Origin of the sequence: Bacillus sp. PAMC28748 (assembly GCF_014250415.1) — a bacterium.
GTDB lineage: Bacteria > Bacillota > Bacilli > Bacillales > Bacillaceae > Bacillus > Bacillus licheniformis.
Genome location: NZ_CP060192.1, coordinates 2,989,250 through 3,012,253 on the forward strand (window position 1 = coordinate 2,989,250; position 23,004 = coordinate 3,012,253).

Below are 23,004 nucleotides of genomic sequence, written 5' to 3' on the forward strand. Positions count from 1 at the left end.
ACACATGGGCAAGATTGCTTTTCTATTCCCGGGCCAAGGTTCGCAGCATATCGGCATGGGACACGAATTGTATGAAAAAGAACCGAATGCGAAGAAGATTTTTGAAGAAGCGGATCAAACGCTTGAAACAAAACTGAGCACCCTCATGTTTGAAGGGGATGCAAAGGAACTGACGCTTACATACAACGCGCAGCCAAGCCTTTTAACGGCGAGCATCGCAGCGCTTGAAAAACTGAAGGAATACGGCATTAAAGCCGACTATGCGGCAGGTCACAGCCTCGGCGAATACAGCGCATTGGTCGCTGCCGGCGCCTTGTCGTTTAAAGATGCGGTTTATGCCGTCAGAAAGCGCGGCGAATTCATGAATGAAGCCGTGCCGGCGGGAGAAGGCGCGATGGCGGCCATTCTCGGCATGGACAGCCAGGCGCTGAAAGAAGTGACGGACAAAATTTCCGAAGAAGGAAACCTTGTTCAGCTCGCCAATTTGAACTGCCCTGGGCAAATCGTCATCTCGGGAACAGCTAAAGGCGTGGAGCTCGCTTCAGAGCTTGCGAAAGAAAAGGGCGCAAAACGCGCGATTCCTCTCGAAGTCAGCGGGCCGTTCCATTCTGAGCTGATGAAGCCGGCAGCTGATAAGCTTCGTGAAGTTCTTGATGCGTGCACGATCAACGACGCAGCCATTCCGGTCGTCTCCAACGTAACGGCCGACTTTGTAACGGATAAAGACGACATTAAGAATAAACTGATTGAACAGCTGTATTCCCCTGTACGCTTTGAAGAAACAATCAGCCGCCTGATTGACGAAGGCGTCACGACCTTCATTGAAATCGGTCCCGGAAAGGTTTTGTCAGGGCTTGTGAAGAAAGTGAACCGCAGAGTCAAAACGATTGCTGTATCAGACCCGAACACAATTGAACTTGCCGTTCAAACGTTGAAGGAGGAAAACGAAAATGCTGGAAAATAAAACAGCCGTTGTGACAGGAGCCTCAAGAGGGATCGGCCGCGCGATCGCCCTGGACCTGGCGAAAAACGGAGCAAATGTCGTCGTCAACTACGCGGGAAATGAAGCGAAAGCGAACGAAGTCGTAGACGAAATCAAAGCGCTCGGCCGCGATGCGTTTGCTTTTAAAGCGGACGTTTCCAATGCGGATGAGGTTCAGGCGATGATGAAGGAAGCGGTCGGACGCTTCGGCACGCTTGACATCCTTGTCAACAATGCGGGCATTACTAAAGACAATCTGTTCATGAGAATGAAAGAAGATGAATGGGACGACGTCATTAACATAAACTTAAAAGGTGTGTTCAATTGTTCAAAAGCTGTGACAAGACAGATGATGAAACAAAGAAGCGGCCGGATCATCAATATCACCTCGGTTGTAGGCGTCGTCGGTAACGCCGGGCAGGCCAACTATGTCGCGGCTAAATCAGGCGTGATCGGCTTGACGAAAACGCTGGCAAAAGAACTGGCGTCAAGAAACATCACTGTGAATGCGATCGCTCCGGGATTCATTTCGACGGAAATGACGGACAAGCTGACAAAAGACATTCAAGACGAAATGCTGAAGCAGATTCCGCTTGCACGGTTCGGCGAGCCGTCTGACATCAGCAGCGCCGTTGTTTTCCTCGCATCTGACCATGCGAGCTACATGACCGGCCAGACGCTGAACATCAACGGCGGAATGGCTATGGTTTAAACGAAATCAAAAATTGAATTATCTCTGGTTTTTTAAAAACGAATCAACTATAATACTTGAGGGGAGGTGAATAGCTATGGCAGACGCATTAGAGCGTGTAACAAAAATCATCGTAGACCGCCTCGGCGTGGATGAAGCTGACGTCACTCTTGAAGCTTCTTTTAAAGAGGATTTAGGCGCTGATTCCCTGGATGTAGTTGAGCTTGTCATGGAACTTGAAGACGAGTTTGATATGGAGATTTCTGACGAAGATGCTGAAAAGATTGCAACAGTCGGTGACGCTGTGAACTACATAAATAGTAAGCAGTAAGCTCATTTAAAGTCCCGTTTAAAGACGGGGCTTTATCCCTTTATAAATGCGGCTTTAATTTTAATGTTTTGCCCAATGATAAACGAACCTGCCTTTTCATAGGAGGTGAGGTGAACTTGATGTGCCCATATGGAGGTTGCTATGTCAAAACATTCACATTTCAGAGACAAAAAAATGTTTCAAAAAAAAGCGGAGCAGTTTAAAAAGTTTCAGGAACGGATTTCGGTTCAATTTCAAAACGAGAAGCTTTTATATCAAGCGTTTACACATTCATCTTATGTGAATGAGCATCGAAAGAAGCCATATGAAGATAATGAGAGGCTTGAATTTTTAGGAGACGCCGTTTTGGAACTGACGATTTCTCAATTTTTATACGCCAAATACCCGGCGATGAGCGAGGGTGATTTGACGAAATTGAGAGCGGCGATCGTATGCGAGCCTTCTTTGGTTTCCCTGGCCCATGAGCTTTCTTTCGGAGAGCTTGTTCTATTGGGAAAAGGAGAGGAAATGACTGGAGGAAGAAAGCGTCCGGCGCTTTTAGCCGATGTGTTTGAAGCTTTTATCGGTGCGCTCTATCTGGATCAGGGGCTCGAAGCCGTCGTGACTTTTCTGAAAGCGTACGTTTTCCCTAAAATCGACGATGGTGCTTTTTCTCATGTGATGGATTTTAAAAGCCAGCTGCAGGAATTTGTACAGCGCGACGGGCGAGGCATACTGGAGTATAAAATCCTTCAGGAAAAAGGACCGGCGCACAACCGCGAATTTGAAGCAAATGTATCGCTAAAAGGAGAAGTACTTGGGGTGGGAAGCGGCCGTTCCAAAAAAGAAGCTGAACAGCATGCCGCTCAAGAAGCGCTCGCGAAGCTGCAAAAACACCATATGAAACAATAAATCCCCCTTGCAAAAACCAGGGGGATTTCAATGTATTTTGAGCCTTTTCCATAGGGTTATGATAGAATTGTAATACTTTAATACATAAGGAGGATCACCATGTTCCTCAAACGTTTAGACGTGATAGGATTTAAATCGTTTGCAGAACGAATTTCTGTAGATTTTGTAAAAGGCGTGACAGCCGTCGTCGGCCCGAACGGCAGCGGAAAAAGCAACATCACCGACGCGATCCGCTGGGTGCTCGGTGAACAGTCCGCCAAATCGCTCAGGGGCGGCAAGATGGAAGATATCATTTTTGCCGGCAGCGACTCGCGGAAAAAGCTGAACCTTGCCGAAGTGACGCTGACGCTTGACAACGATGACCGCTTTTTGCCGATCGATTTTCACGAAGTCAGTGTGACGAGAAGAGTCTACAGATCGGGGGAAAGCGAATTTCTCATCAACAACCAGCCGTGCCGCCTGAAAGATATCATCGATCTTTTTATGGATTCAGGGCTTGGAAAAGAAGCGTTTTCCATCATCAGCCAAGGCAAAGTCGAAGAGATTTTAAGCAGCAAGGCTGAAGAGCGGAGAAGCATCTTCGAAGAAGCGGCCGGCGTATTAAAATACAAAACGAGAAAGAAAAAAGCCGAAAACAAGCTGTTTGAGACACAGGACAATTTGAACCGGGTCGAAGACATCCTCCACGAGCTCGAGGGACAGGTGGAGCCGCTGAAAGTGCAGGCATCGATCGCCAAAGACTACCTTGAAAAGAAGGATGAGCTTGAAAAAATCGAAATCGCGTTAACGGCGTATGACATCGAAGAGCTTCACGGAAAATGGGAAGCCCTTCAGCAAAAAGTCGAAAAGGCGAAAGACGAAGAAATGTCCTCTTCTGCGGCCATCCAGGCAAAAGAAGCCAAAATCGAAGAGGCAAGAGACAAAATTCAAGCGCTCGACGAATCGGTCGATGAGCTTCAGCAAGTGCTGCTTTTGACAAGCGAGGAACTGGAGAAGCTTGAAGGCCGGAAAGAAGTGCTGAAGGAACGCAAAAAAAACGCCACGCAAAACAGAGCTCAGCTTGAAGAAGCGATCGTCCAGCGCAGTGAAAAAGAGCGAACCCTGAAAGAGAAAATCGCCGCGCAGAAGCTTGTGTTTGAAAAGCTCGAGACTGAAGCAAAAGAGCTTGCCCGACAGGTGAAAGAAAAAAATCAGGCTTTATCCGGATACAGCGAAAATGTAGAGGAAGAAATCGAACAGCTGAAAAGCGATTATTTCGAGCTGTTGAACGAACAGGCTTCCGTCCGCAACGAGCTTCAATTTCTTGAAGACCAAATGACCCAATCTGCGGCACAGCAGAAACGGCTCGCACAAAACAATGAAAAATATTTAAGCGAGCGGAAGGAAATCGCCGACCAAAAGATGAAAACCGAACACGAATTCAGCCTCGTGGACGAGCGTCTTCACAGCCAGATTCAAGCATTCAGGGACGCGCAAAAAAGCTATGAACAGAAAAAAAGCCAGTACGAAAAAAAGGAATCCGCCCTTTACCAGGCTTATCAATACGTTCAGCAGGCGCGCTCTAAAAAGGAAATGCTTGAAGCGATGCAGGAGGACTTTTCGGGGTTTTATCAAGGCGTCAAAGAAGTATTAAAGGCCAAGAGCGAGCTTCCGGGAATTCGCGGCGCGATTGCAGAGCTGTTAAAGACGGACGAGCGGTATGAAACAGCGATCGAAATCGCGCTCGGCGCAACAGCACAGCATGTTGTCACAGAAGATGAAGACGCCGCCAGACGGGCGATTCAATATTTGAAAAAGCATTCGTTCGGAAGGGCGACCTTCCTCCCGCTTTCCGTCATCAAAGAGCGCCGCATCCAGCCGAGAGACATCGAGACGGCGAAAGAAAACCCGTCGTTCATCGGCATCGCCAGCGAGCTTGTTTCATTTGATCCGGCCTACCGGAGCGTCGTGCAAAATCTGCTCGGCACCGTGCTGATCACCGAGCATTTAAAGGGCGCCAACGACCTTGCCAAGCGGCTCGGCCACAGATACCGGATCGTCACCCTTGAAGGGGATGTCGTCAATCCGGGCGGTTCCATGACGGGAGGAGCTGTCAAGAAAAAAAGCAGCTCGCTTCTGGGACGAAACAGGGAACTGGAAGCCCAGACAAAACGCCTCGCCGAGATGGAAGAAAAAACCGAATTGCTCGAAAAAGAAGTGAAAGCCCTGAAGCAGACCATTCAGGAGCTTGATGCCAAGCTACAGTCACTTCGCGAGGACGGAGAACGCCTAAGATCCGAGCAGCAGGAAATCAAAGGCCGTCTGTACGAACTCGAAATCGCCGAGAAAAACGTCAACAGCCATTTGGAGCTCTATGACCAGGAAAAATCGGCTCTGCTTGAAGGGGACGAAGACAAGAAGCGGCGTAAAGAAGAGCTTGAAGAAAAGCTCGCATCGATCGCCGGCGAGCTGCAGCGCCTTGATTCCGAAATCGAAGCCATGACGGAGCGGAAACAGACGCAGACCTCGACGAAAGAAGCGTTGCAAAGCGAGCTGACCGATTTGAAAGTGGTGCTGGCGAAAACCGAACAGTCGTGTGCAAACGAACGGGAAAAGCTCGCAAGGCTTGAAGAAGAGTATGACGAGAATGCGGAAGCGCTCAAGGTGGCCGAAGAGGATCTTTCTTTCTTAACGACAGAGATGTCCTCCAATTCTTCCGGTGAGGAAAAACTTGAAGAAGCTGCGAAAAAGAAGCTGAACGATAAAAATAAAACCGCAGAGCTCATCGCCTCAAGAAGAGAACAGCGGATGAAGCTGCAAAAAGGCCTTGAAACCGAAGAGCTCGAACTGAAAGAAATGAAGCGCCAGTATAAGCAGATGGCCGGTCTCTTAAAAGATGAAGAAGTCAAGCTCGGCCGCATGGAAGTCGAGCTCGACAACCTGCTCTCTTTCCTGCGGGAAGAGTACAGCCTTTCATTTGAAGGGGCAAGGGAAAAATATCCTTTGGAGCTTTCCCCTGAAGAAGCGAGGAAGCGCGTCAAGCTGATCAAGCTTGCGATCGAAGAGCTGGGAACGGTGAACCTTGGCAGCATTGAGGAATTCGAAAGGGTCAATGAACGCTACCTCTTCCTTTCAGAGCAGAAAGACGACCTGCTCGAAGCGAAAAATACGCTCTTTAAGGTCATCGAGGAAATGGATGAGGAAATGACGAAGCGTTTTGCGGAAACATTTGCGCAGATCAGCTCCCATTTTGAAGACGTCTTCCGGGCGCTGTTCGGCGGCGGAAGAGCCGAGCTCAAGCTGACAGATCCGAATGACCTGCTCCAATCGGGCGTCGATATTATCGCCCAGCCTCCGGGCAAAAAGCTGCAGAACCTGAGCCTGCTTTCCGGCGGGGAACGGGCCTTGACGGCGATCGCGCTCCTGTTTTCGATCCTCAAAGTCAGACCGGTTCCGTTCTGCGTGCTGGATGAAGTCGAGGCGGCCCTTGATGAAGCGAACGTGTTCCGCTTTGCCCAATACTTGAAAAAATACAGCCATGAAACCCAGTTCATCGTCATCACCCACCGGAAAGGAACAATGGAAGAAGCCGATGTTCTTTACGGCGTGACGATGCAGGAATCAGGCGTTTCCAAGCTGGTCTCAGTCAAGCTTGAAGAAACAAAAGAATTAGTTCAATAAAGCGAGGTTACAGGACATGAGCTTTTTTAAAAAACTGAAAGAAAAAATCACACAGCAGACCGATTCGGTCTCAGGCAAATTTAAAGAAGGCCTGGCGAAAACGAGAAATACGTTTCAGGAGCGGGTCAATGAGCTTGTCTCCCGCTACCGGAAAGTGGACGAGGATTTTTTTGAAGAGCTTGAAGAGGTTCTGATCGGCGCTGATGTCGGCGTTGCGACTGTTATGGAGCTGATTGACGAGCTGAAGAGCGAGGTCAAGCGAAGAAATATTCAGGACCCGAAAGAGGTGCAGTCCGTCATTTCTGAAAAGCTCGTTGAAATCTATGAAGGCGGGGAGCAGGAAGCATCAGAGCTCCGCGTCGAAGACGGCCGCCTAAACATCATTTTATTCGTCGGCGTCAACGGCGTCGGCAAAACGACGACGATCGGCAAGCTTGCCCATCAATTCATTAAAGAAGGCAAAAATGTCGTTCTTGCTGCCGGAGATACATTCAGGGCCGGCGCGATCGACCAGCTTGAAGTGTGGGGAGAGCGCGTCGGCGCGCATGTCGTCAAACAGGCGGAAGGCTCGGATCCTGCGGCTGTTATCTATGACGCCGTTCAAGCCGCGAAAGCGCGCGGCGCCGATGTCCTGCTTTGCGACACGGCAGGACGCCTGCAAAATAAAGTGAACTTAATGAAAGAGCTAGAAAAGGTAAAGCGCGTGATTCAGCGCGAAGTGCCTGATGCGCCTCATGAAGTGCTGCTCGTACTGGATGCGACGACAGGGCAGAACGCAATGACACAGGCGCGCGAATTTTCCAAAGCGACTGATGTCTCAGGCATCGTGCTGACGAAGCTCGACGGAACGGCAAAAGGCGGCATCGTCCTCGCCATCCGCCATGAGCTGCAGATTCCGGTCAAGTTTGTCGGGCTGGGGGAAAAAATGGATGACCTGCAGCCGTTTGAAGCAGAGTCATATGTATACGGCCTGTTTTCCGATCTGATCGAGAAAGAAGAGTAGGCGCGGAAAACCCCTTTGCGGGGGTTTTCTTTTTTGCCGTCCGGTATGACAAGATAAAAACTTGACAGATCAAATATTTCAGCGTAAACTAGTGTATCGTAAAGGGATTTGACTTAACAAAGGGGAGAGTCTCATGACGCTTGAAAAAACAACGAGAATGAATTACTTATTCGATTTCTATCAGTCGTTGTTGACATCAAAACAAAAAAGCTACATGTCGCTTTACTACTTAGACGATTTCTCCCTTGGCGAAATAGCTGAAGAATATCATGTCTCAAGGCAGGCGGTCTATGACAATATCAAACGGACCGAAGCCATGCTTGAGCAATATGAAGAAAAGCTACTTTTGTTTAAAAAATTTCAAGAGCGCAAAAAGATTTTTGAAGCGCTGAGAAAGCTGACTGACGGTCAGCCTGAGGCGGAGTCCCTGATTGATGCGCTTGAGAAATTAGATTAGGAGGCGGCACTTAATATGGCATTCGAAGGATTAGCCGACCGACTGCAGCAAACGATCTCAAAAATCCGCGGAAAAGGAAAAGTAACGGAGCAAGACGTCAAAGAGATGATGCGCGAAGTCCGTTTAGCGCTCCTTGAAGCGGACGTCAATTTTAAAGTCGTGAAAGATTTTGTGAAAAAGGTAAGCGAACGAGCTGTCGGACAAGACGTTATGAAAAGCCTGACGCCCGGACAGCAGGTCATTAAAGTGGTAAAAGAAGAGCTGACGGAGCTGATGGGCGGCGAGGAAAGCAAGATTGCCGCTGCAAAGCGTCCGCCGACCGTCATCATGATGGTCGGTCTGCAAGGGGCCGGTAAAACGACGTCGACTGGAAAGCTTGCCAACCTGCTTCGCAAAAAACATAACCGCAATCCGCTGCTCGTGGCAGCAGACATCTACCGCCCGGCGGCGATCAAACAGCTGGAAACGCTCGGCAAGCAGCTCGATATGCCGGTATTTTCACTGGGTGACAAGGTCAGTCCGGTGGAGATTGCCAAGCAGGCCATCGAAAAGGCGAAAGAAGATCATCACGACTACGTTCTCATCGATACGGCGGGACGCCTTCATATTGATGAAGAGCTGATGGATGAGCTTGAGCAGGTAAAAGAAACCGCTCAGCCGGAAGAGATTTTCCTTGTCGTTGACTCCATGACGGGTCAAGACGCGGTCAATGTTGCCAAAAGCTTTAACGAACAGCTCGGTGTGACAGGTGTCATCTTGACGAAGCTTGACGGCGATACTAGAGGCGGAGCGGCCTTGTCAATCCGCGCCGTGACAAACACGCCGATCAAATTCGCCGGAATGGGCGAAAAGCTTGATGCGCTGGAGCCGTTTCATCCTGAACGGATGGCTTCGCGGATACTCGGAATGGGCGATGTGCTCACCCTTATCGAGAAAGCCCAGGCCAACGTAGACGAAGAAAAGGCGAAGGAACTCGAGCAAAAAATGAAAAATATGAGCTTTACGCTCGACGACTTTTTGGAACAGCTCGGACAGGTCCGCAATATGGGGCCGCTTGAAGACCTGATTCAAATGATGCCCGGCGCAGGCAAAATGAAAGGCTTAAAAAACGTGAAGGTTGATGAAAAACAGCTCAGCCATATCGAAGCGATCATCAAGTCGATGACCGGGAAGGAAAAAGAGCAGCCTGAGATCATCAATGCAAGCAGGCGCAAACGGATTGCTAAAGGAAGCGGGACATCCGTCCAGGAAGTCAACCGTCTTTTAAAGCAATTTGAAGAAATGAAAAAAATGATGAAACAGATGACAAACATGACAAAAGGCAAGAAAAAAGGGTTTAAACTGCCCTTCATGTAAACCTGTTTTCAGATGATAAAAACGTTGTTAAGAAAAAACACTTTACAAACACTTTTATCATTGTTAATATACTATCTTGTTGAAATATTTTCGGAGGTGCTAGTAAAATGGCAGTAAAAATTCGTTTAAAACGTATGGGAGCTAAAAAATCTCCTTTCTATCGTATTGTTGTAGCAGATTCTCGTTCACCGCGTGACGGCCGCTTCATCGAAACAGTCGGAACTTACAACCCGCTTGCAAAACCAGCGGAAGTCAAAATCGACGAAGAGCTTGCGCTTAAATGGCTTCAAACAGGAGCTAAACCGTCTGACACGGTTCGCAACCTGTTCTCAAAAGAAGGCATTATGGAAAAATTCCACAACGCTAAACAAAGCAAATAATGAGTGATCTGCACTTGGAAGAGCTGATTGTATCACTGGTCAAGCCGCTTGTGGATCACCCGGATGATGTTCAGGTTTTCAAAGAGGAAAATCCAGAGCGGATTATGTTCCGCCTGTCTGTCAACAGAGAGGATACCGGCAAGATCATCGGCAAAAAAGGGCGCACTGCAAGAGCGATACGCTCTGTCGTATTTGCGGCAGGCGCACAGTCTTCTAAGAAAGTTCAACTTGAGATCGCAGACTAAGGGGAGAGGGTGAAAACCTCCCCCTTTTTTAACATGTAAGAAAAATAGAAACAGATGAACGATTCCGATCGTCAGCTTATGCCAGGCTGCCGGATTTCAGGGAAAGGAAAAATCACGGGACAGTAGGTGATGATGCCATGCAAATTATCCAACGTGTTACCGTCATGCAGGTTTTGACTGAAAACAGCAAAAAAAAGCTGCTGGCTTCTTTTGAAGAAAGAAAGGAAATCCTTGAGCGCGAATGCAACCAGCTCTATTTTCAGCTCAGGAAACACGAAAAGGAACACCACAATCCGGCGGCGACTGAATCATTTAAAAAAGAAATTGAAAAACGACAGGACAAGATTAAAATGATCGTTTTTCAAATCAATCAAATCCACACACTGCCGCTTGGCAGCGAAGTAAAGGAAAAAGAAATCGACGCTTTAATGGACATTGAAGTCGGGGATAATTGGCATGATATGACGGCGGGAAAAACAATCGTGATTAAAGACGGGATCGTCATTGAAATTCGTCCGAGGTGAAGAAATGCTGAAACAATGGTTTAATGTAGGGAAAATTGTTAATACTCATGGGGTAAAAGGCGAAGTCCGCGTCATTTCAAGAACCGATTTTCCTGAGGAGCGGTACAAGCCCGGAAACGCGCTCTACTTGTTTCTGGAAGGAAAAGACGAGCCTGTCCAGGTGACCGTCAGCGCCCACAGGCTTCACAAACAGTTCCACCTTTTGCAGTTTAAAGAGGTTGAAACGCTCACCGAAGCCGAAAAATTAAAGAATGCCTTGATTAAAGTTCCCGAAGACCAATTAAGCCAGTTGGCGGAAGACGAATACTACTTTCACGAAATCATCGGCTGCGATGTTTTCTCGGAAGACGGGGATTTAATCGGCAAGGTGAAAGAAATTTTAACGCCGGGCGCCAACGATGTCTGGGTCGTGGCCAGACCGGGAAAGAAAGACGCGCTCATCCCTTATATTGACGCCGTTGTCAAAGAGATTAACGTAGCGGATAAAACGATCAAGATTCATATCATGGAAGGATTACTTGACGAATGAAAATCGATTTTTTAACGCTTTTTCCGGAAATGTTTGAAGGCGTGCTCGGCTCGTCGATCCTGCAAAAAGCTCAGGACAAGGACGCTGTCCGTTTTCGCGTGGTGAACTTTCGGGCCTATTCCGACAACAAGCATCAAACCGTTGACGATTATCCATACGGCGGCGGAGCCGGAATGGTGCTGAAACCGCAGCCCGTCTTTGACGCGGTCGAAAAGCTGACGGCTGAAGCCGGAGGGTCTCCGAGAATCATCCTCGTCTGCCCCCAGGGTGAACGCTATACCCAGCAGAAGGCGGAAGAACTGGCGCGGGAAGAGCATTTAATGTTCATTTGCGGCCATTATGAAGGGTATGATGAACGGATCAGGGAGCACCTGTCTACAGACGAGATTTCGATCGGAGATTTCGTTTTGACAGGGGGAGAGCTGCCGGCGATGATGATCGCAGACAGCGTTGTGCGGCTTTTGCCGGGCGTGCTCGGCAAGGAAGAATCGCACCTTGAAGACTCTTTCAGCACAGGGCTTCTTGAACACCCTCATTACACGCGGCCGGCAGATTATAAAGGCTTGAAGGTGCCGGACGTTCTGACATCCGGGAACCATGCGAAGATCAAAGAATGGCGGCGGAAGGAGTCTCTCAGGCGCACATTTTTAAGGCGTCCCGACCTTCTGGAAAACTATCCTTTGTCAGAAGAAGAGCGAAAGTGGATTTCTGAATGGAAAAACCGGTAGATTCTATTGCGCCCGGGAAAAAGGTGTGGTATGATACTACTTGTGACTTGAACGGGAACGCTCGTTTAAGTTTGAAAACGATGTTCCGCTGTGCCGGTTAACTCGCGCAAGAGCATCTGTTGGAAGGAGTTGAAGACGATGCAAAAATTGATTGAAGAAATCACAAAAGAACAATTGCGCACTGATTTGCCTGCGTTCCGTCCTGGTGATACTTTACGTGTACACGTTAAAGTTGTCGAGGGTAACCGTGAGCGTATCCAGGTTTTTGAAGGTGTCGTGATTAAGCGTCGTGGTGGCGGAATCAGCGAAACTTTCACAGTTCGTAAGATTTCTTACGGTGTCGGAGTTGAGCGTACATTCCCATTGCACACACCGAAAATCGCGAAAATCGAAGTTGTCCGTCATGGTAAAGTACGCCGTGCGAAACTTTATTACTTGCGCGAACTTCGTGGAAAAGCGGCTCGTATTAAAGAAATCAGACGATAATGATAACGAACGAAAAGAGCTTGTTAACCATAACAAGCTCTTTTTTTGTCAAACAAGTATAAATGCATCGCACCATTAAAAGAATAGCAATAACAGAAAGTAGGTGGCAGACAAATGGTGATCCAATGGTTCCCCGGGCATATGGCCAAAGCGAGGCGGGAAGTAACGGAAAAACTCAAGCTGATCGACATTGTATACGAACTGGTCGACGCCAGAATTCCGATGTCTTCAAGAAACCCGATGATCGAAGACATTTTAAAGAACAAGCCGAGAATCATGCTGCTCAACAAGGCGGATAAAGCGGACTCCTCCGTGACAAAGGCTTGGAAGCAGCACTTTGAAAAAGACGGAATTCCTACCCTCGCCATCAACTCGGTCAACGGACAGGGGCTCAATCAAATTCTTCCTGCATCAAAAGAGCTGCTGAAAGAAAAGTTTGATAAAATGAAAGCAAAAGGTGTAAAGCCGCGCGCGATCAGAGCATTGATCGTCGGTATTCCAAACGTCGGCAAATCGACCTTGATCAACCGGCTTGCGAAAAAAAACATCGCCAAAACGGGCGACAGACCCGGAGTAACGACTGCACAGCAGTGGGTGAAGGTCGGAAAAGAGCTGGAGCTTCTCGATACACCGGGGATTTTATGGCCGAAGTTTGAGGACGAGCTTGTCGGGCTGAGGCTCGCGGCAACAGGCGCAATTAAAGATTCGATTATCAACTTGCAGGATGTCGCCGTCTACGGTTTGCGCTTTTTGGAAGAGAATTACCCCGAACGCTTAAAAAAGCGCTATGACCTGGAGGAGATTCCTGAAGAAATTGCAGCGCTTTTTGATGAGATCGGAAAAAAACGCGGCTGCCTCATGGCCGGAGGCGAGATCAATTACGACAAGACGACAGAAGTCATCATCCGCGATATCCGCACCGAAAAATTCGGCCCGCTTTCTTTTGAAAAGCCGGAGGATATGTAAAAAGGCGCGCTTTTAAAAGAGCGGGCCTTTATTTTTGCAGAAGATGCGCCGATAAGAACATTAGGGGAGAAGAGAAAGTGAAAACATTAACCGTCAAAGAAATTAAAGAACATCTTCAATCGGTGAGCGATGAAAAGGACCCTTTTATAGAGCAGTGCAAAAATGATGAGCGAAAAAGCGTTCAAGCGCTCGTCGACGCCTGGCTGAAGAAAAATGAAAGGCTTTCGGCCATGCGGGAAGAGTGGCAGGCGATGACGTCTTTTGAACGGTCGCTGAGAGCGCGGGGCTATCAATATATCGCCGGAATCGACGAGGCGGGCAGAGGGCCTCTCGCAGGGCCGGTTGTCGCCGCCGCTGTCATCCTCAAAGAAGATTGTGAAATATTAGGGCTGACAGATTCGAAAAAACTGTCAAAGCAAAAAAGAGAAGACTATTATTCATACATAATGGAAGAAGCCGCAGCAGTCGGCGTCGGGATCGCGGACGCCCATGAGATCGATGAGCTGAATATTTATGAAGCCTCCAAAGCGGCGATGCTGAAAGCGGTCCAAGCGCTGGACGTCGCACCGGATTATCTTCTGATCGACGCCATGTCGCTTGCGGTCGATACAGAGCAGTCATCGATTATTAAAGGGGATGCCAAAAGCGCCTCGATAGCAGCAGGCGCATGCATCGCAAAGGTGACGAGGGACAGGCTGATGGATGAATACGCTGAAAAGTATCCTCTCTACGGGTTTGAAAAGCATAAAGGCTACGGAACGAAGGAGCATCTGAATGCCCTGGCGAAATACGGCCCGTCGCCGATACACCGAAGATCGTTCGCCCCTGTTAAAGCACATGAATAACGTTCCGGAGGAAGAATGACTTTGATGATGCTGAACGATGTACATAACAGCTTAAGAAAACAATTTGAACAAGCGGATTCTCTCCAGCGGATCAGCGGAACGGAGACGGATCAGAAAAGGCTGATGCTCGGCAAAGTGCTCCGCTTTATCAGCGAGCAGTTCGCCGAAATACAAATCGGCAATACGAAATGGCAGGGGAAGCTTGAGGCACCCCTGAAAGCGGGCGCTCATTACTGGTTTTCGTATGAAAAGAAGCCGGATGAAGCGACAGGCCGCCTTCAGGTCGTTGAAGCGTTTGACAAAAACCCGAAGACCGTGCAGGATGCCGCCTTTAAGCTGTTGAACGGGCTTTCTCTGAAGCGGACGAAGGAAGCCGTCTTTCTGGTCGGAGCGTTGCTGAAGGAGCAGCAGCCGATCAGGGAAAACGATTTAAGAGCCGCCATCAAGTGGCTTGAAAATCTGCCGAAGTCCGATGCCCAAAAAGGCGCCGATGCCGTCATGTTCGCTCTTAAACGCGAACTTCCCGTCCACCCCGGCGTGCTCGATTCGATTATGGCCGTCAAAAGCCCCGTTCCGCTCAATGAGCAGATTGCGAGAACGCTTGATATGATCGCGAACGCCGCTCAGCCATCCCCAGGCATGGAAAAGCTGAAACAGGCGCTTTTGCCAGTTTTACAAGCGGAGACTGAGGTGCATGCCGAAAGGCTGATTCAAAAGCTTGCGGAACACATCAGATCGCTGGAAAAAGGAGAACTGCAGGCCGTTCTGCCATTAAAGCCGCAGGTTCAGTCAGAAGGCGGAAAACCTCCGCAAAAAGCAGACGCTGGCGGCGCATACGGACAGGAAGCAAAAGCAGCCCAGCACAATCCGCAAATCGCAGCAGCTAAAGACGTGTTCGCTAAATTGGCGGCACAAGCCGAAACGAACGGGACGCATATTGCAAGAGAAGCGGCAGGCGTCATCAGAGCGCTTGAATCGCGCGGAGCTCTCGGACAAGCTCCGGCCGTTCTGGAAGGATTCACGCCAAAAGAGACGGAACTTTTGCAGCATATCATGAAAGAAACAGCGCCTGCATTGACGAATAAAGCCGATGTATTATCCGTTCTCCTCAAGATCAAAGATGTTTTAGGCGTCAGAGATGAGCTCTCATTGTTGAGAGCGATGGAAAACGGCGCCGTTCTCAAAGAGCAGGGCCTGCAATCTTTAAAGCTCGTGCTGAATGAAATGAGGCATGCTTCCGATCTTCCGGCTCCTGTAAAACAGGAAGCGGACCAAATCTTTCACCGTTTAAACGGACAGCTGTTTTTGCAGAATGATCAGCCTGCCCAGAGCCAGCTTTTTCTGTCGTACCCTCTGTTTTCAAAGAACGGCGTCCAGGATTTGAACGTTTTCTTAAAAGGGCAGAAAAAAGACGACGGAAAAATCGACCCTTCCCAGTGCCGCCTCATGTTTTACCTTCAGTTGGAAGCCCTTGAAGAGACGGTGATCGATTGTTTGATCCAGCAAAACGTCATGACGGTTACAATTGAAACAAAGTTCGATTTGGAGTCTTTGATTGAACCGCTGGTCCCGGCTTTAAAGGAAAACCTGAAAGAGCTGGGCTACAGCTTGTCAGGCGTCTCAGCAAAAAAACGGGAAAACATGAAGCTCGCTCCGTTTTTGGAGTCCCGTTTTGAACAAATTACAGAGAGCGCAGTGGATGTGAAAATATGAAGGAATCTGTTCCATTAAGAAGAGCTGTTGCGCTTCACTACGATGAAATGAAGGACAAGGCGCCGAAGGTGGTTGCCAAAGGGTCGGGATACACGGCGGAGAAGATCATTGAAGAGGCGCAGAAAGCCGGTGTTCCGATTCAGGAAGATGCGACGCTTGTCGAATTGATGCGCCACTTGGAGCTTGACGACCACATTCCTGAAGCGCTTTACGAGATCGTCGCCGAGATCTTTTCATTCGTCTATACGCTTGATGAAAAAATGAAAAAGAGGGAATGACTTTTGAAAAAAAGCCGTTTCCTCTATTAATTTTATATTTTTAATAAAATAAAAGTGTGAATGTTTAGAAGGATTTTACGATTTCTCATCGAAACCTAGACAATCGATCTATGATTATATAAAATGAAAGCGCAGTCTATTTTTATTTTTGCTACATAAGTTAGGAGGATGGGAAAATGAATATCCATGAGTACCAAGGGAAAGAAGTACTCAGAAAATACGGAGTGGCTGTTCCGGAAGGTAAAGTGGCATTTACAGCAGATGAAGCGGTCAAAGCAGCGGAAGCGCTGTCCAGCTCGGTTTATGTCGTGAAAGCTCAAATTCACGCCGGCGGACGCGGTAAAGCTGGCGGGGTTAAAATTGCAAAATCAAAAGAAGAAGTCAAAGCCTATGCGGAAGAATTGTTGGGAAAGACGCTTGTCACTCACCAGACGGGTCCCGACGGCCAACAAATAAAACGCTTACTTATTGAAGAAGGCTGCGATATCAAAAAAGAATACTATGTCGGTCTAGTTCTCGACAGGGCGACTTCACGCATCGTGCTGATGGCCTCTGAAGAAGGCGGCACGGAAATTGAAGAAGTCGCTGAAAAAACACCGGAAAAAATCGTCAAAGAAGTGATCGATCCGGCTGTCGGACTGCAGAGCTACCAGGCGAGAAAAATCGCCTTCGCCATCAATATTCCGAAAGAGCTTGTCGGCCAGGCCGTTAAGTTTATGATGGGGCTGTACAAGGCGTTTACTGAAAAAGACTGTTCCATTGCTGAAATCAATCCGCTCGTCGTCACAGGGGACGGAAAAGTCATGGCCCTTGACGCCAAGCTGAACTTTGACAGCAATGCGCTATACAGACAAAAAGACATCTTGGAGTACAGAGATCTCGATGAAGAAGATCCGAAGGAAATCGAAGCATCCAAGTATGATTTAAGCTATATTTCGCTCGATGGAAACATCGGCTGCATGGTCAACGGAGCGGGGCTTGCGATGTCGACCATGGACATTATCAAGCACTACGGAGGGGAACCGGCCAACTTCCTTGACGTTGGAGGCGGCGCGACAGCCGAAAAGGTAACGGAAGCGTTCAAGATCATTTTGTCTGATCAAAACGTCAAAGGGATCTTTGTCAATATTTTCGGCGGCATCATGAAATGCGACGTCATTGCAGAAGGCGTTGTTGAAGCGACAAAACAAGTCGGTCTGACATTGCCGCTTGTCGTTCGCCTTGAAGGCACCAATGTCGATCTCGGCAAGAAGATCCTCGATGATTCAGGACTCAATATTACGTCTGCGGAATCAATGGCTGACGGCGCGCAGAAAATCGTATCCTTAGTGAAGTAAGAAAGGCAGGGGAGCAAAATGAGTGTATTTATTAATAAAGACACAAAAGTCATTGTTCAGGGGATAACGGGTTCAACCGCTTTGTTTCACACAAAGCAGATGCTTGAATACGGAACGAAAATTGTCGGCGGAGTCACACCGGGCAAAGGCGGAGCAGAGGTCGAAGGGGTGCCTGTGTTCAATACGGTCGAAGAGGCTGTAAAGCAGACCGGGGCAAATGCGTCTGTCATTTACGTTCCTGCGGCTTTTGCGGCCGATGCGATTATGGAAGCGACAGATGCTGAGCTTGATCTTGTCATCTGCATTACTGAGCATATTCCGGTGCTTGATATGGTAAAAGTCAAAAGGTATATGGAAGGCAAGAAAACGAGACTCATCGGTCCGAACTGCCCGGGAGTCATTACGCCTGAGGAATGCAAAATCGGGATCATGCCCGGATATATCCATAAAAAAGGCCATGTCGGCGTTGTGTCGCGTTCAGGAACCCTTACATATGAAGCGGTTCATCAGCTTTCCGAAGCAGGAGTCGGCCAGTCGACAGCAGTGGGCATCGGCGGAGACCCCGTCAACGGCACAAACTTCATCGATGTGCTGAAGGCTTTTAATGAAGATCCTGATACACATGCGGTGATCATGATCGGCGAAATCGGCGGAACAGCTGAAGAGGAAGCGGCTGAATGGGTGAAAGCCAACATGACCAAACCTGTCGTCGGTTTCATCGGAGGAAAGACAGCGCCTCCGGGCAAGCGCATGGGGCATGCGGGCGCCATCATTTCCGGAGGAAAAGGCACGGCGGACGAAAAGATCAAAACGATGAATGCCTGCGGAATCGAAGTGGCTGAAACGCCTTCTGTCATGGGAGAAACATTGATTAAAGTGCTGAAGGAAAAAGGTCTTTACGAAACGTGTAAAACACACTGATGATTAAAAAGAGCGGGAATAGTCCGATTGGTCTATTCCTGCTTTTTCATAACTGGTTATATCGTTTAGTACTTTCAGATTGTTTTGTTTTAAAAATTTTTGGAGGTTTTTGAATGAACGACAGCAGCGAGCTTTTGATATTGCTCCGCCTTCGCGGCACACTCTCCCCTTCTCTGCTGACCAAGTGGTGGAAGCAGGACCCTTCCTTGTCTCTTACGGGCGAAAAAAACCATCTTTTAACGAAGCTTTCATTAAAAAGATCAGACTTGTGCTCCATACGAAAACTGGCGGAACAAGAACTGTCTAATGTTAAACGGCTCATCCGTTCTTACGAGGCGGCCGGCGTCCGCATGACCGCCATATCTTCCCCTGATTATCCAGCCAGCCTGAAAACCATTCATGACCCGCCTCCCGTCCTTTTTTTAAAAGGAAACAAAAAACTTCTCCATGAACAAAGACTGATCGGAATCGTCGGAACTCGCTGCCCGTCATTATACGGAAAAAGAGCTGCGGTCCAGCTTGTCAGGGAGCTTTGCAAAAACAGCTGGACGATCGTCAGCGGTCTTGCAAAAGGAATTGACGGTCTCGCCCATCAGGAGAGCATCCGTTCAAAGGGAAGGACAATCGGCGTTATCGCGGGCGGATTCAACAGCATATATCCCCGTGAACATCGCCAGCTCGCCGGACAAATGGCCGAAAGCCACCTGCTGGTATCAGAGCACCCTCCTCACATTAAACCGCAAAAATGGCATTTTCCCATGCGAAATCGGCTGATCAGCGGATTAACGGAAGGAATCGTTGTCGTCCAAGGCAAGGAAAAGAGCGGATCGCTCATTACAGCATACCAAGCCCTTGAGCAGGGGCGGGAGGTGTTCGCCGTGCCGGGTCCGATCTTTGATGCCAACTCTTTCGGTCCTTCAAGGCTGATCCAGGAAGGGGCGAAACTCGTATTAACTATTGAAGACATTTTGAACGAACTTCCGCCTTCAAACGCTCAATATACAGAGCCTGTTTAGAATTATCGTTTGACAAACCGTATTGTAATATTTAATAATAGTGAGGATTTCAAGTTTAAACGCTTTAATCGGCGTTCAACATATAGAAGGATTAAATCAGACACTTTTCGTAAAAATAATGACTATATAAACGACGATTATGCTGAATACAATAAAAAGGCTAAATTGAAAAGAGAGAGAACACCTCTTGAGGGGGATAATGTTATGTCCGAATACTTAGTCATCGTGGAATCGCCTGCAAAGGCAAAAACGATTGAGCGATACTTAGGAAAAAAATATAAAGTAAAAGCCTCGATGGGGCACGTCAGAGATTTGCCGAAAAGCCAGATGGGCGTTGACATCGAGCAGAACTTTGAACCAAAATACATTACGATCCGCGGGAAAGGCCCCGTGTTGAAAGAATTAAAAACGGCCGCCAAAAAGGCAAAAAAAGTTTATCTCGCAGCCGACCCCGACAGGGAAGGGGAAGCGATTGCGTGGCATTTGGCGCACAGCCTTGATTTGGACCTGAATTCCGACTGCCGCGTCGTATTTAATGAAATTACAAAAGATGCGATCAAAGAATCATTTAAGCATCCGCGCATGATCAATATGGATCTTGTCGACGCCCAGCAGGCGAGAAGAATTCTGGACCGCCTTGTAGGGTACAAAATCAGTCCGATATTATGGAAAAAAGTAAAAAAAGGCTTGAGTGCGGGACGTGTCCAATCTGTTGCGCTCCGCCTTATCATTGACCGGGAAAAAGAAATCAACGATTTTATACCGGAAGAATATTGGACAATTGAAGGGTCTTTTCTCAAAGGTAAAGAAACGTTTGAAGCGAGCTTCTTCGGAATCAACGGGGAAAAGCACCAGCTGAAAAGCGAAGATGATGTGAAGCAAATCCTATCCCGGATCAAAGGGAACAAATTTGAGGTCAAAAAGGTAACGAAAAAAGAACGGAAGCGAAATCCTGCGCTCCCATTTACGACGTCGACGCTTCAGCAGGAAGCGGCGCGCAAATTGAATTTCCGGGCAAAGAAAACGATGATGATCGCCCAGCAGCTTTATGAAGGAATCGATCTCGGCAAAGAAGGAACGGTCGGGTTAATCACTTATATGAGAACGGATTCAACCCGTATCTCGAATACTGCTCAAGAAGAAGCGGCATCATTCATCGGCGAACAGTACGGAAAAGAATTTTTGGGTAGCAAGCGAAAGCCGGCCAAAAAGAATGAAAACGCCCAGGATGCCCACGAAGCGATCAGGCCGACCTCGGTGCTCAGAAAGCCTTCCGATCTGAAGGCGGTATTGGGAAGAGACCAGCTTCGGCTATACAAGCTGATCTGGGAGCGCTTTGTCGCAAGCCAAATGGCTCCGGCGACACTGGATACGATGAGCGTCGACCTTGAAAACAACGGGTTGACATTTCGGGCAAACGGCAGTAAAGTCAAGTTTTCAGGCTTCATGAAAGTGTACGTTGAAGGCAAAGACGATCAGATGGAAGAGAAGAATAAGATGCTTCCGGATCTCGCTGAAGGCGATACCGTGCTTTCAAAAGACATCGAGCCCGAACAGCACTTCACACAGCCGCCTCCGCGCTATACGGAAGCAAGGCTGGTCAAAACGCTTGAAGAACTGGGAATCGGACGTCCATCCACATACGCGCCGACGCTTGACACGATCCAAAAGCGCGGGTATGTCGCCCTTGATAATAAACGCTTTATTCCGACTGAGCTCGGTGAAATTGTGCTTGACTTGATCATGGAGTTTTTCCCTGAGATTATTAACGTTGAGTTCACCGCCAAAATGGAAAAAGAGCTTGATGACGTTGAAGACGGAAACATTCAATGGGTGCAGATCATCGATTCCTTTTACAAGGACTTTGAAAAGCGCGTTGAAAAAGCGGAAGCCGAGATGCAGGAAGTGGAGATCGAACCGGAGTATGCAGGTGTTGACTGTGAAGCGTGCGGACATCCGATGGTCTATAAAATGGGCCGGTACGGCAAATTTATGGCCTGCTCCAATTTTCCGGACTGCCGCAACACCAAGCCGATCGTAAAAGAGATCGGCGTCAAATGCCCATCATGCAAAACCGGCAACATCGTCGAGCGCAAATCGAAAAAACGCCGCATTTTTTACGGCTGTGACCGCTATCCTGAATGTGAATTCGTATCATGGGATAAACCGCTTGAACGGAAATGTCCGAAATGCGAGGACATGCTTGTGGAGAAAAAGCTCAAAAAAGGCGTTCAAGTGCAGTGCGTTAATTGCGATTATAAGGAAGAACAACAAAAGTAGCGGTGAGCAGGGCTTTGCTCACCTTCTTTGTTGTGTTAAAAGAATAAGTCAATTCATAAATTAGGAGATGTGAATATGAATCAAACAGTAAATGTCATCGGTGCAGGACTTGCAGGAAGCGAAGCGGCATGGCAGCTTGCTAAGCGCGGTATCAATGTCCGTTTATACGAAATGAGGCCAGTCAAGCAAACGCCGGCGCACCATACAGATAAATTTGCCGAACTTGTCTGCAGCAACTCGCTTCGGGCGAATTCATTAACGAATGCTGTCGGTGTATTAAAGGAAGAAATGCGGGTTCTTGACTCGGCCATCATCGCTGCTGCTGACGAATGTTCTGTTCCTGCCGGCGGTGCGCTTGCCGTAGACAGGCATGAATTTGCCGCAAACGTTACCGAAAAAGTAAAGAATCATCCGAATGTGACCGTGCTTCATGAAGAAGTCACGGAAATACCGGAAGGACCGACAATCATTGCGACAGGACCGCTGACATCAGAAGCGCTTTCCGCAAAGCTCCGGGAGCTGACAGGCGAGGACTATCTATACTTTTATGACGCGGCTGCGCCGATTGTTGAAAAGGACAGCCTTGACATGGATAAAGTCTATTTGAAATCCCGCTATGACAAAGGGGAGGCAGCGTATTTGAACTGTCCGATGACAGAAGAAGAGTTTGACAGGTTTTATGACGCCCTTGTGTCTGCGGAAACCGTTCCATTGAAAGAATTTGAAAAGGAAATCTTCTTTGAAGGCTGTATGCCGATTGAAGTCATGGCGAAGCGCGGCAAAAAAACCATGCTGTTCGGCCCGATGAAGCCTGTCGGACTTGAAGACCCAAAAACAGGAAAGCGTCCGTACGCCGTTGTGCAGCTGCGCCAAGATGATGCAGCCGGCACGCTTTACAATATCGTCGGTTTTCAAACCCACCTCAAATGGGGCGACCAAAAAGAAGTGCTCCGCCTCATTCCGGGACTGGAACAGGCAGAAATCGTCCGCTACGGCGTGATGCACAGAAATACGTTCATCAACTCGCCGAGTCTGTTAAAAGCGACCTACCAGTTTAAAAAGCGGGACGATCTGTTTTTTGCCGGTCAAATGACAGGTGTTGAAGGGTATGTTGAATCAGCGGCTTCAGGTCTTGTTGCCGGTATAAATGCGGCTCGGCTCATCCAGGGAAAAGAACCTGTCACTTTTTCAAATGAAACAGCGATCGGCAGCATGGCCCATTACATTACGGAAACAAACAAGAAAAACTTCCAGCCGATGAATGCAAACTTCGGCCTGTTCAAAGAATTGGGTGTTAAAATTAAAAACAAGCAGGAACGAAATGAACAGTATGCTTCGCGCGCATTGGAGACAATTCGAAATATTTCGAAAACGCTATAGTTATT

23 protein-coding genes are annotated in these 23,004 nt (G+C 48.2%); all 23 read left to right on the forward strand.

Translation table 11 applies throughout. The annotated features are described in order from the left end of the window. Positions 1 to 4: 4 nt before the first annotated feature. Positions 5 to 964, forward strand: a complete 960-nt coding sequence (fabD, locus tag H7F26_RS15370; RefSeq protein WP_003181702.1) for an ACP S-malonyltransferase — start codon at positions 5 to 7, stop codon at positions 962 to 964. Further along, the gene (gene fabG / locus H7F26_RS15375; RefSeq protein ID WP_003181704.1) at positions 951 to 1,694 is read left to right on the forward strand and encodes a 3-oxoacyl-[acyl-carrier-protein] reductase; all 744 of its coding nucleotides are present in this window, start codon (positions 951 to 953) and stop codon (positions 1,692 to 1,694) included. The genes fabD and fabG overlap by 14 nt, the downstream gene beginning before the upstream one ends. Positions 1,695 to 1,770: 76 nt before the next feature. Then, positions 1,771 to 2,004, forward strand: coding sequence for an acyl carrier protein (gene acpP, locus H7F26_RS15380; RefSeq protein WP_003181706.1), 234 nt, complete (start codon positions 1,771 to 1,773; stop codon positions 2,002 to 2,004). Between the two features lie 141 nt (positions 2,005 to 2,145). Continuing rightward, positions 2,146 to 2,895, forward strand: a complete 750-nt coding sequence (gene rnc, locus H7F26_RS15385) for a ribonuclease III (protein WP_009328527.1) — start codon at positions 2,146 to 2,148, stop codon at positions 2,893 to 2,895. A gap of 99 nt (positions 2,896 to 2,994) precedes the next feature. Further along, positions 2,995 to 6,555 (forward strand): chromosome segregation protein SMC, encoded by a 3,561-nt coding sequence (smc, locus tag H7F26_RS15390; RefSeq protein WP_026699221.1) that lies wholly within the window; start codon positions 2,995 to 2,997, stop codon positions 6,553 to 6,555. Positions 6,556 to 6,571: 16 nt separating this feature from the next. Next, positions 6,572 to 7,558, forward strand: a complete 987-nt coding sequence (ftsY, locus tag H7F26_RS15395; RefSeq protein WP_003181713.1) for a signal recognition particle-docking protein FtsY — start codon at positions 6,572 to 6,574, stop codon at positions 7,556 to 7,558. Between the two features lie 133 nt (positions 7,559 to 7,691). Next, positions 7,692 to 8,015, forward strand: a complete 324-nt coding sequence (locus H7F26_RS15400; RefSeq protein ID WP_003181715.1) for a putative DNA-binding protein — start codon at positions 7,692 to 7,694, stop codon at positions 8,013 to 8,015. Positions 8,016 to 8,030: 15 nt separating this feature from the next. Further along, complete coding sequence (gene ffh, locus H7F26_RS15405; protein WP_003181717.1) at positions 8,031 to 9,371, forward strand: signal recognition particle protein; 1,341 nt, start codon at positions 8,031 to 8,033, stop codon at positions 9,369 to 9,371. 107 nt (positions 9,372 to 9,478) lie between these two features. Beyond that, positions 9,479 to 9,751 (forward strand): 30S ribosomal protein S16, encoded by a 273-nt coding sequence (gene rpsP, locus H7F26_RS15410; RefSeq protein WP_003181719.1) that lies wholly within the window; start codon positions 9,479 to 9,481, stop codon positions 9,749 to 9,751. Next, complete coding sequence (locus tag H7F26_RS15415) at positions 9,751 to 9,996, forward strand: KH domain-containing protein (RefSeq protein ID WP_003181721.1); 246 nt, start codon at positions 9,751 to 9,753, stop codon at positions 9,994 to 9,996. The genes rpsP and H7F26_RS15415 overlap by 1 nt, the downstream gene beginning before the upstream one ends. Before the next feature lie 137 nt (positions 9,997 to 10,133). Further along, positions 10,134 to 10,520, forward strand: coding sequence for a YlqD family protein (locus H7F26_RS15420; protein WP_003181722.1), 387 nt, complete (start codon positions 10,134 to 10,136; stop codon positions 10,518 to 10,520). Between the two features lie 4 nt (positions 10,521 to 10,524). After that, complete coding sequence (gene rimM / locus H7F26_RS15425) at positions 10,525 to 11,049, forward strand: ribosome maturation factor RimM (RefSeq protein WP_003181725.1); 525 nt, start codon at positions 10,525 to 10,527, stop codon at positions 11,047 to 11,049. Next, positions 11,046 to 11,777, forward strand: coding sequence for a tRNA (guanosine(37)-N1)-methyltransferase TrmD (gene trmD, locus H7F26_RS15430; protein ID WP_003181726.1), 732 nt, complete (start codon positions 11,046 to 11,048; stop codon positions 11,775 to 11,777). The genes rimM and trmD overlap by 4 nt, the downstream gene beginning before the upstream one ends. A 138-nt stretch (positions 11,778 to 11,915) precedes the next feature. Then, positions 11,916 to 12,263 (forward strand): 50S ribosomal protein L19, encoded by a 348-nt coding sequence (rplS, locus tag H7F26_RS15435; RefSeq protein WP_003181728.1) that lies wholly within the window; start codon positions 11,916 to 11,918, stop codon positions 12,261 to 12,263. Between the two features lie 114 nt (positions 12,264 to 12,377). Continuing rightward, positions 12,378 to 13,229, forward strand: a complete 852-nt coding sequence (ylqF, locus tag H7F26_RS15440) for a ribosome biogenesis GTPase YlqF (RefSeq protein ID WP_003181730.1) — start codon at positions 12,378 to 12,380, stop codon at positions 13,227 to 13,229. A 77-nt stretch (positions 13,230 to 13,306) separates the two neighbouring features. Beyond that, a complete protein-coding gene (locus H7F26_RS15445; protein WP_003181732.1) occupies positions 13,307 to 14,074 on the forward strand; it encodes a ribonuclease HII in 768 nt (255 codons plus the stop codon). A gap of 24 nt (positions 14,075 to 14,098) precedes the next feature. Next, positions 14,099 to 15,787 carry a hypothetical protein gene (locus H7F26_RS15450; RefSeq protein WP_017474806.1) on the forward strand — a complete coding sequence of 563 codons (1,689 nt, stop codon included), beginning with the start codon at positions 14,099 to 14,101 and terminating at the stop codon, positions 15,785 to 15,787. Beyond that, positions 15,784 to 16,065, forward strand: coding sequence for a FlhB-like flagellar biosynthesis protein (locus tag H7F26_RS15455; protein ID WP_003181737.1), 282 nt, complete (start codon positions 15,784 to 15,786; stop codon positions 16,063 to 16,065). Before H7F26_RS15450 ends, H7F26_RS15455 begins: the two co-directional genes overlap by 4 nt. Positions 16,066 to 16,241: 176 nt before the next feature. Further along, a complete protein-coding gene (sucC, locus tag H7F26_RS15460; protein WP_003181739.1) occupies positions 16,242 to 17,402 on the forward strand; it encodes an ADP-forming succinate--CoA ligase subunit beta in 1,161 nt (386 codons plus the stop codon). A gap of 18 nt (positions 17,403 to 17,420) precedes the next feature. Continuing rightward, positions 17,421 to 18,323 carry a succinate--CoA ligase subunit alpha gene (sucD, locus tag H7F26_RS15465; RefSeq protein ID WP_003181741.1) on the forward strand — a complete coding sequence of 301 codons (903 nt, stop codon included), beginning with the start codon at positions 17,421 to 17,423 and terminating at the stop codon, positions 18,321 to 18,323. A gap of 113 nt (positions 18,324 to 18,436) precedes the next feature. After that, the gene (gene dprA / locus H7F26_RS15470) at positions 18,437 to 19,339 is read left to right on the forward strand and encodes a DNA-processing protein DprA (RefSeq protein ID WP_003181744.1); all 903 of its coding nucleotides are present in this window, start codon (positions 18,437 to 18,439) and stop codon (positions 19,337 to 19,339) included. Between the two features lie 204 nt (positions 19,340 to 19,543). Further along, positions 19,544 to 21,619, forward strand: coding sequence for a type I DNA topoisomerase (gene topA / locus H7F26_RS15475; RefSeq protein ID WP_003181746.1), 2,076 nt, complete (start codon positions 19,544 to 19,546; stop codon positions 21,617 to 21,619). 75 nt (positions 21,620 to 21,694) lie between these two features. Then, on the forward strand, positions 21,695 to 22,999 hold the full coding sequence (gene trmFO / locus H7F26_RS15480; protein WP_003181748.1) for an FADH(2)-oxidizing methylenetetrahydrofolate--tRNA-(uracil(54)-C(5))-methyltransferase TrmFO: 1,305 nt from the start codon (positions 21,695 to 21,697) through the stop codon (positions 22,997 to 22,999). Positions 23,000 to 23,004 lie beyond the last annotated feature (5 nt).

Bases quoted from the DNA above. Each gene is read 5' to 3' on its own strand.
- rplS (WP_003181728.1), top strand. From the start codon at position 11,916: ATGCAAAAATTGATTGAAGAAATCACAAAAGAACAATTGCGCACTGAT.
- smc (WP_026699221.1), top strand. From the start codon at position 2,995: ATGTTCCTCAAACGTTTAGACGTGATAGGATTTAAATCGTTTGCAGAA.
- trmFO (WP_003181748.1), top strand. From the start codon at position 21,695: ATGAATCAAACAGTAAATGTCATCGGTGCAGGACTTGCAGGAAGCGAA.
- rimM (WP_003181725.1), top strand. From the start codon at position 10,525: ATGCTGAAACAATGGTTTAATGTAGGGAAAATTGTTAATACTCATGGG.
- H7F26_RS15415 (WP_003181721.1), top strand. From the start codon at position 9,751: ATGAGTGATCTGCACTTGGAAGAGCTGATTGTATCACTGGTCAAGCCG.
- dprA (WP_003181744.1), top strand. From the start codon at position 18,437: ATGAACGACAGCAGCGAGCTTTTGATATTGCTCCGCCTTCGCGGCACA.
- acpP (WP_003181706.1), top strand. From the start codon at position 1,771: ATGGCAGACGCATTAGAGCGTGTAACAAAAATCATCGTAGACCGCCTC.
- H7F26_RS15455 (WP_003181737.1), top strand. From the start codon at position 15,784: ATGAAGGAATCTGTTCCATTAAGAAGAGCTGTTGCGCTTCACTACGAT.
- ftsY (WP_003181713.1), top strand. From the start codon at position 6,572: ATGAGCTTTTTTAAAAAACTGAAAGAAAAAATCACACAGCAGACCGAT.
- ylqF (WP_003181730.1), top strand. From the start codon at position 12,378: ATGGTGATCCAATGGTTCCCCGGGCATATGGCCAAAGCGAGGCGGGAA.
- H7F26_RS15400 (WP_003181715.1), top strand. From the start codon at position 7,692: ATGACGCTTGAAAAAACAACGAGAATGAATTACTTATTCGATTTCTAT.
- sucC (WP_003181739.1), top strand. From the start codon at position 16,242: ATGAATATCCATGAGTACCAAGGGAAAGAAGTACTCAGAAAATACGGA.
- fabG (WP_003181704.1), top strand. From the start codon at position 951: ATGCTGGAAAATAAAACAGCCGTTGTGACAGGAGCCTCAAGAGGGATC.
- ffh (WP_003181717.1), top strand. From the start codon at position 8,031: ATGGCATTCGAAGGATTAGCCGACCGACTGCAGCAAACGATCTCAAAA.
- rpsP (WP_003181719.1), top strand. From the start codon at position 9,479: ATGGCAGTAAAAATTCGTTTAAAACGTATGGGAGCTAAAAAATCTCCT.
- rnc (WP_009328527.1), top strand. From the start codon at position 2,146: ATGTCAAAACATTCACATTTCAGAGACAAAAAAATGTTTCAAAAAAAA.
- trmD (WP_003181726.1), top strand. From the start codon at position 11,046: ATGAAAATCGATTTTTTAACGCTTTTTCCGGAAATGTTTGAAGGCGTG.
- H7F26_RS15450 (WP_017474806.1), top strand. From the start codon at position 14,099: ATGATGCTGAACGATGTACATAACAGCTTAAGAAAACAATTTGAACAA.
- sucD (WP_003181741.1), top strand. From the start codon at position 17,421: ATGAGTGTATTTATTAATAAAGACACAAAAGTCATTGTTCAGGGGATA.
- fabD (WP_003181702.1), top strand. From the start codon at position 5: ATGGGCAAGATTGCTTTTCTATTCCCGGGCCAAGGTTCGCAGCATATC.
- topA (WP_003181746.1), top strand. From the start codon at position 19,544: ATGTCCGAATACTTAGTCATCGTGGAATCGCCTGCAAAGGCAAAAACG.
- H7F26_RS15420 (WP_003181722.1), top strand. From the start codon at position 10,134: ATGCAAATTATCCAACGTGTTACCGTCATGCAGGTTTTGACTGAAAAC.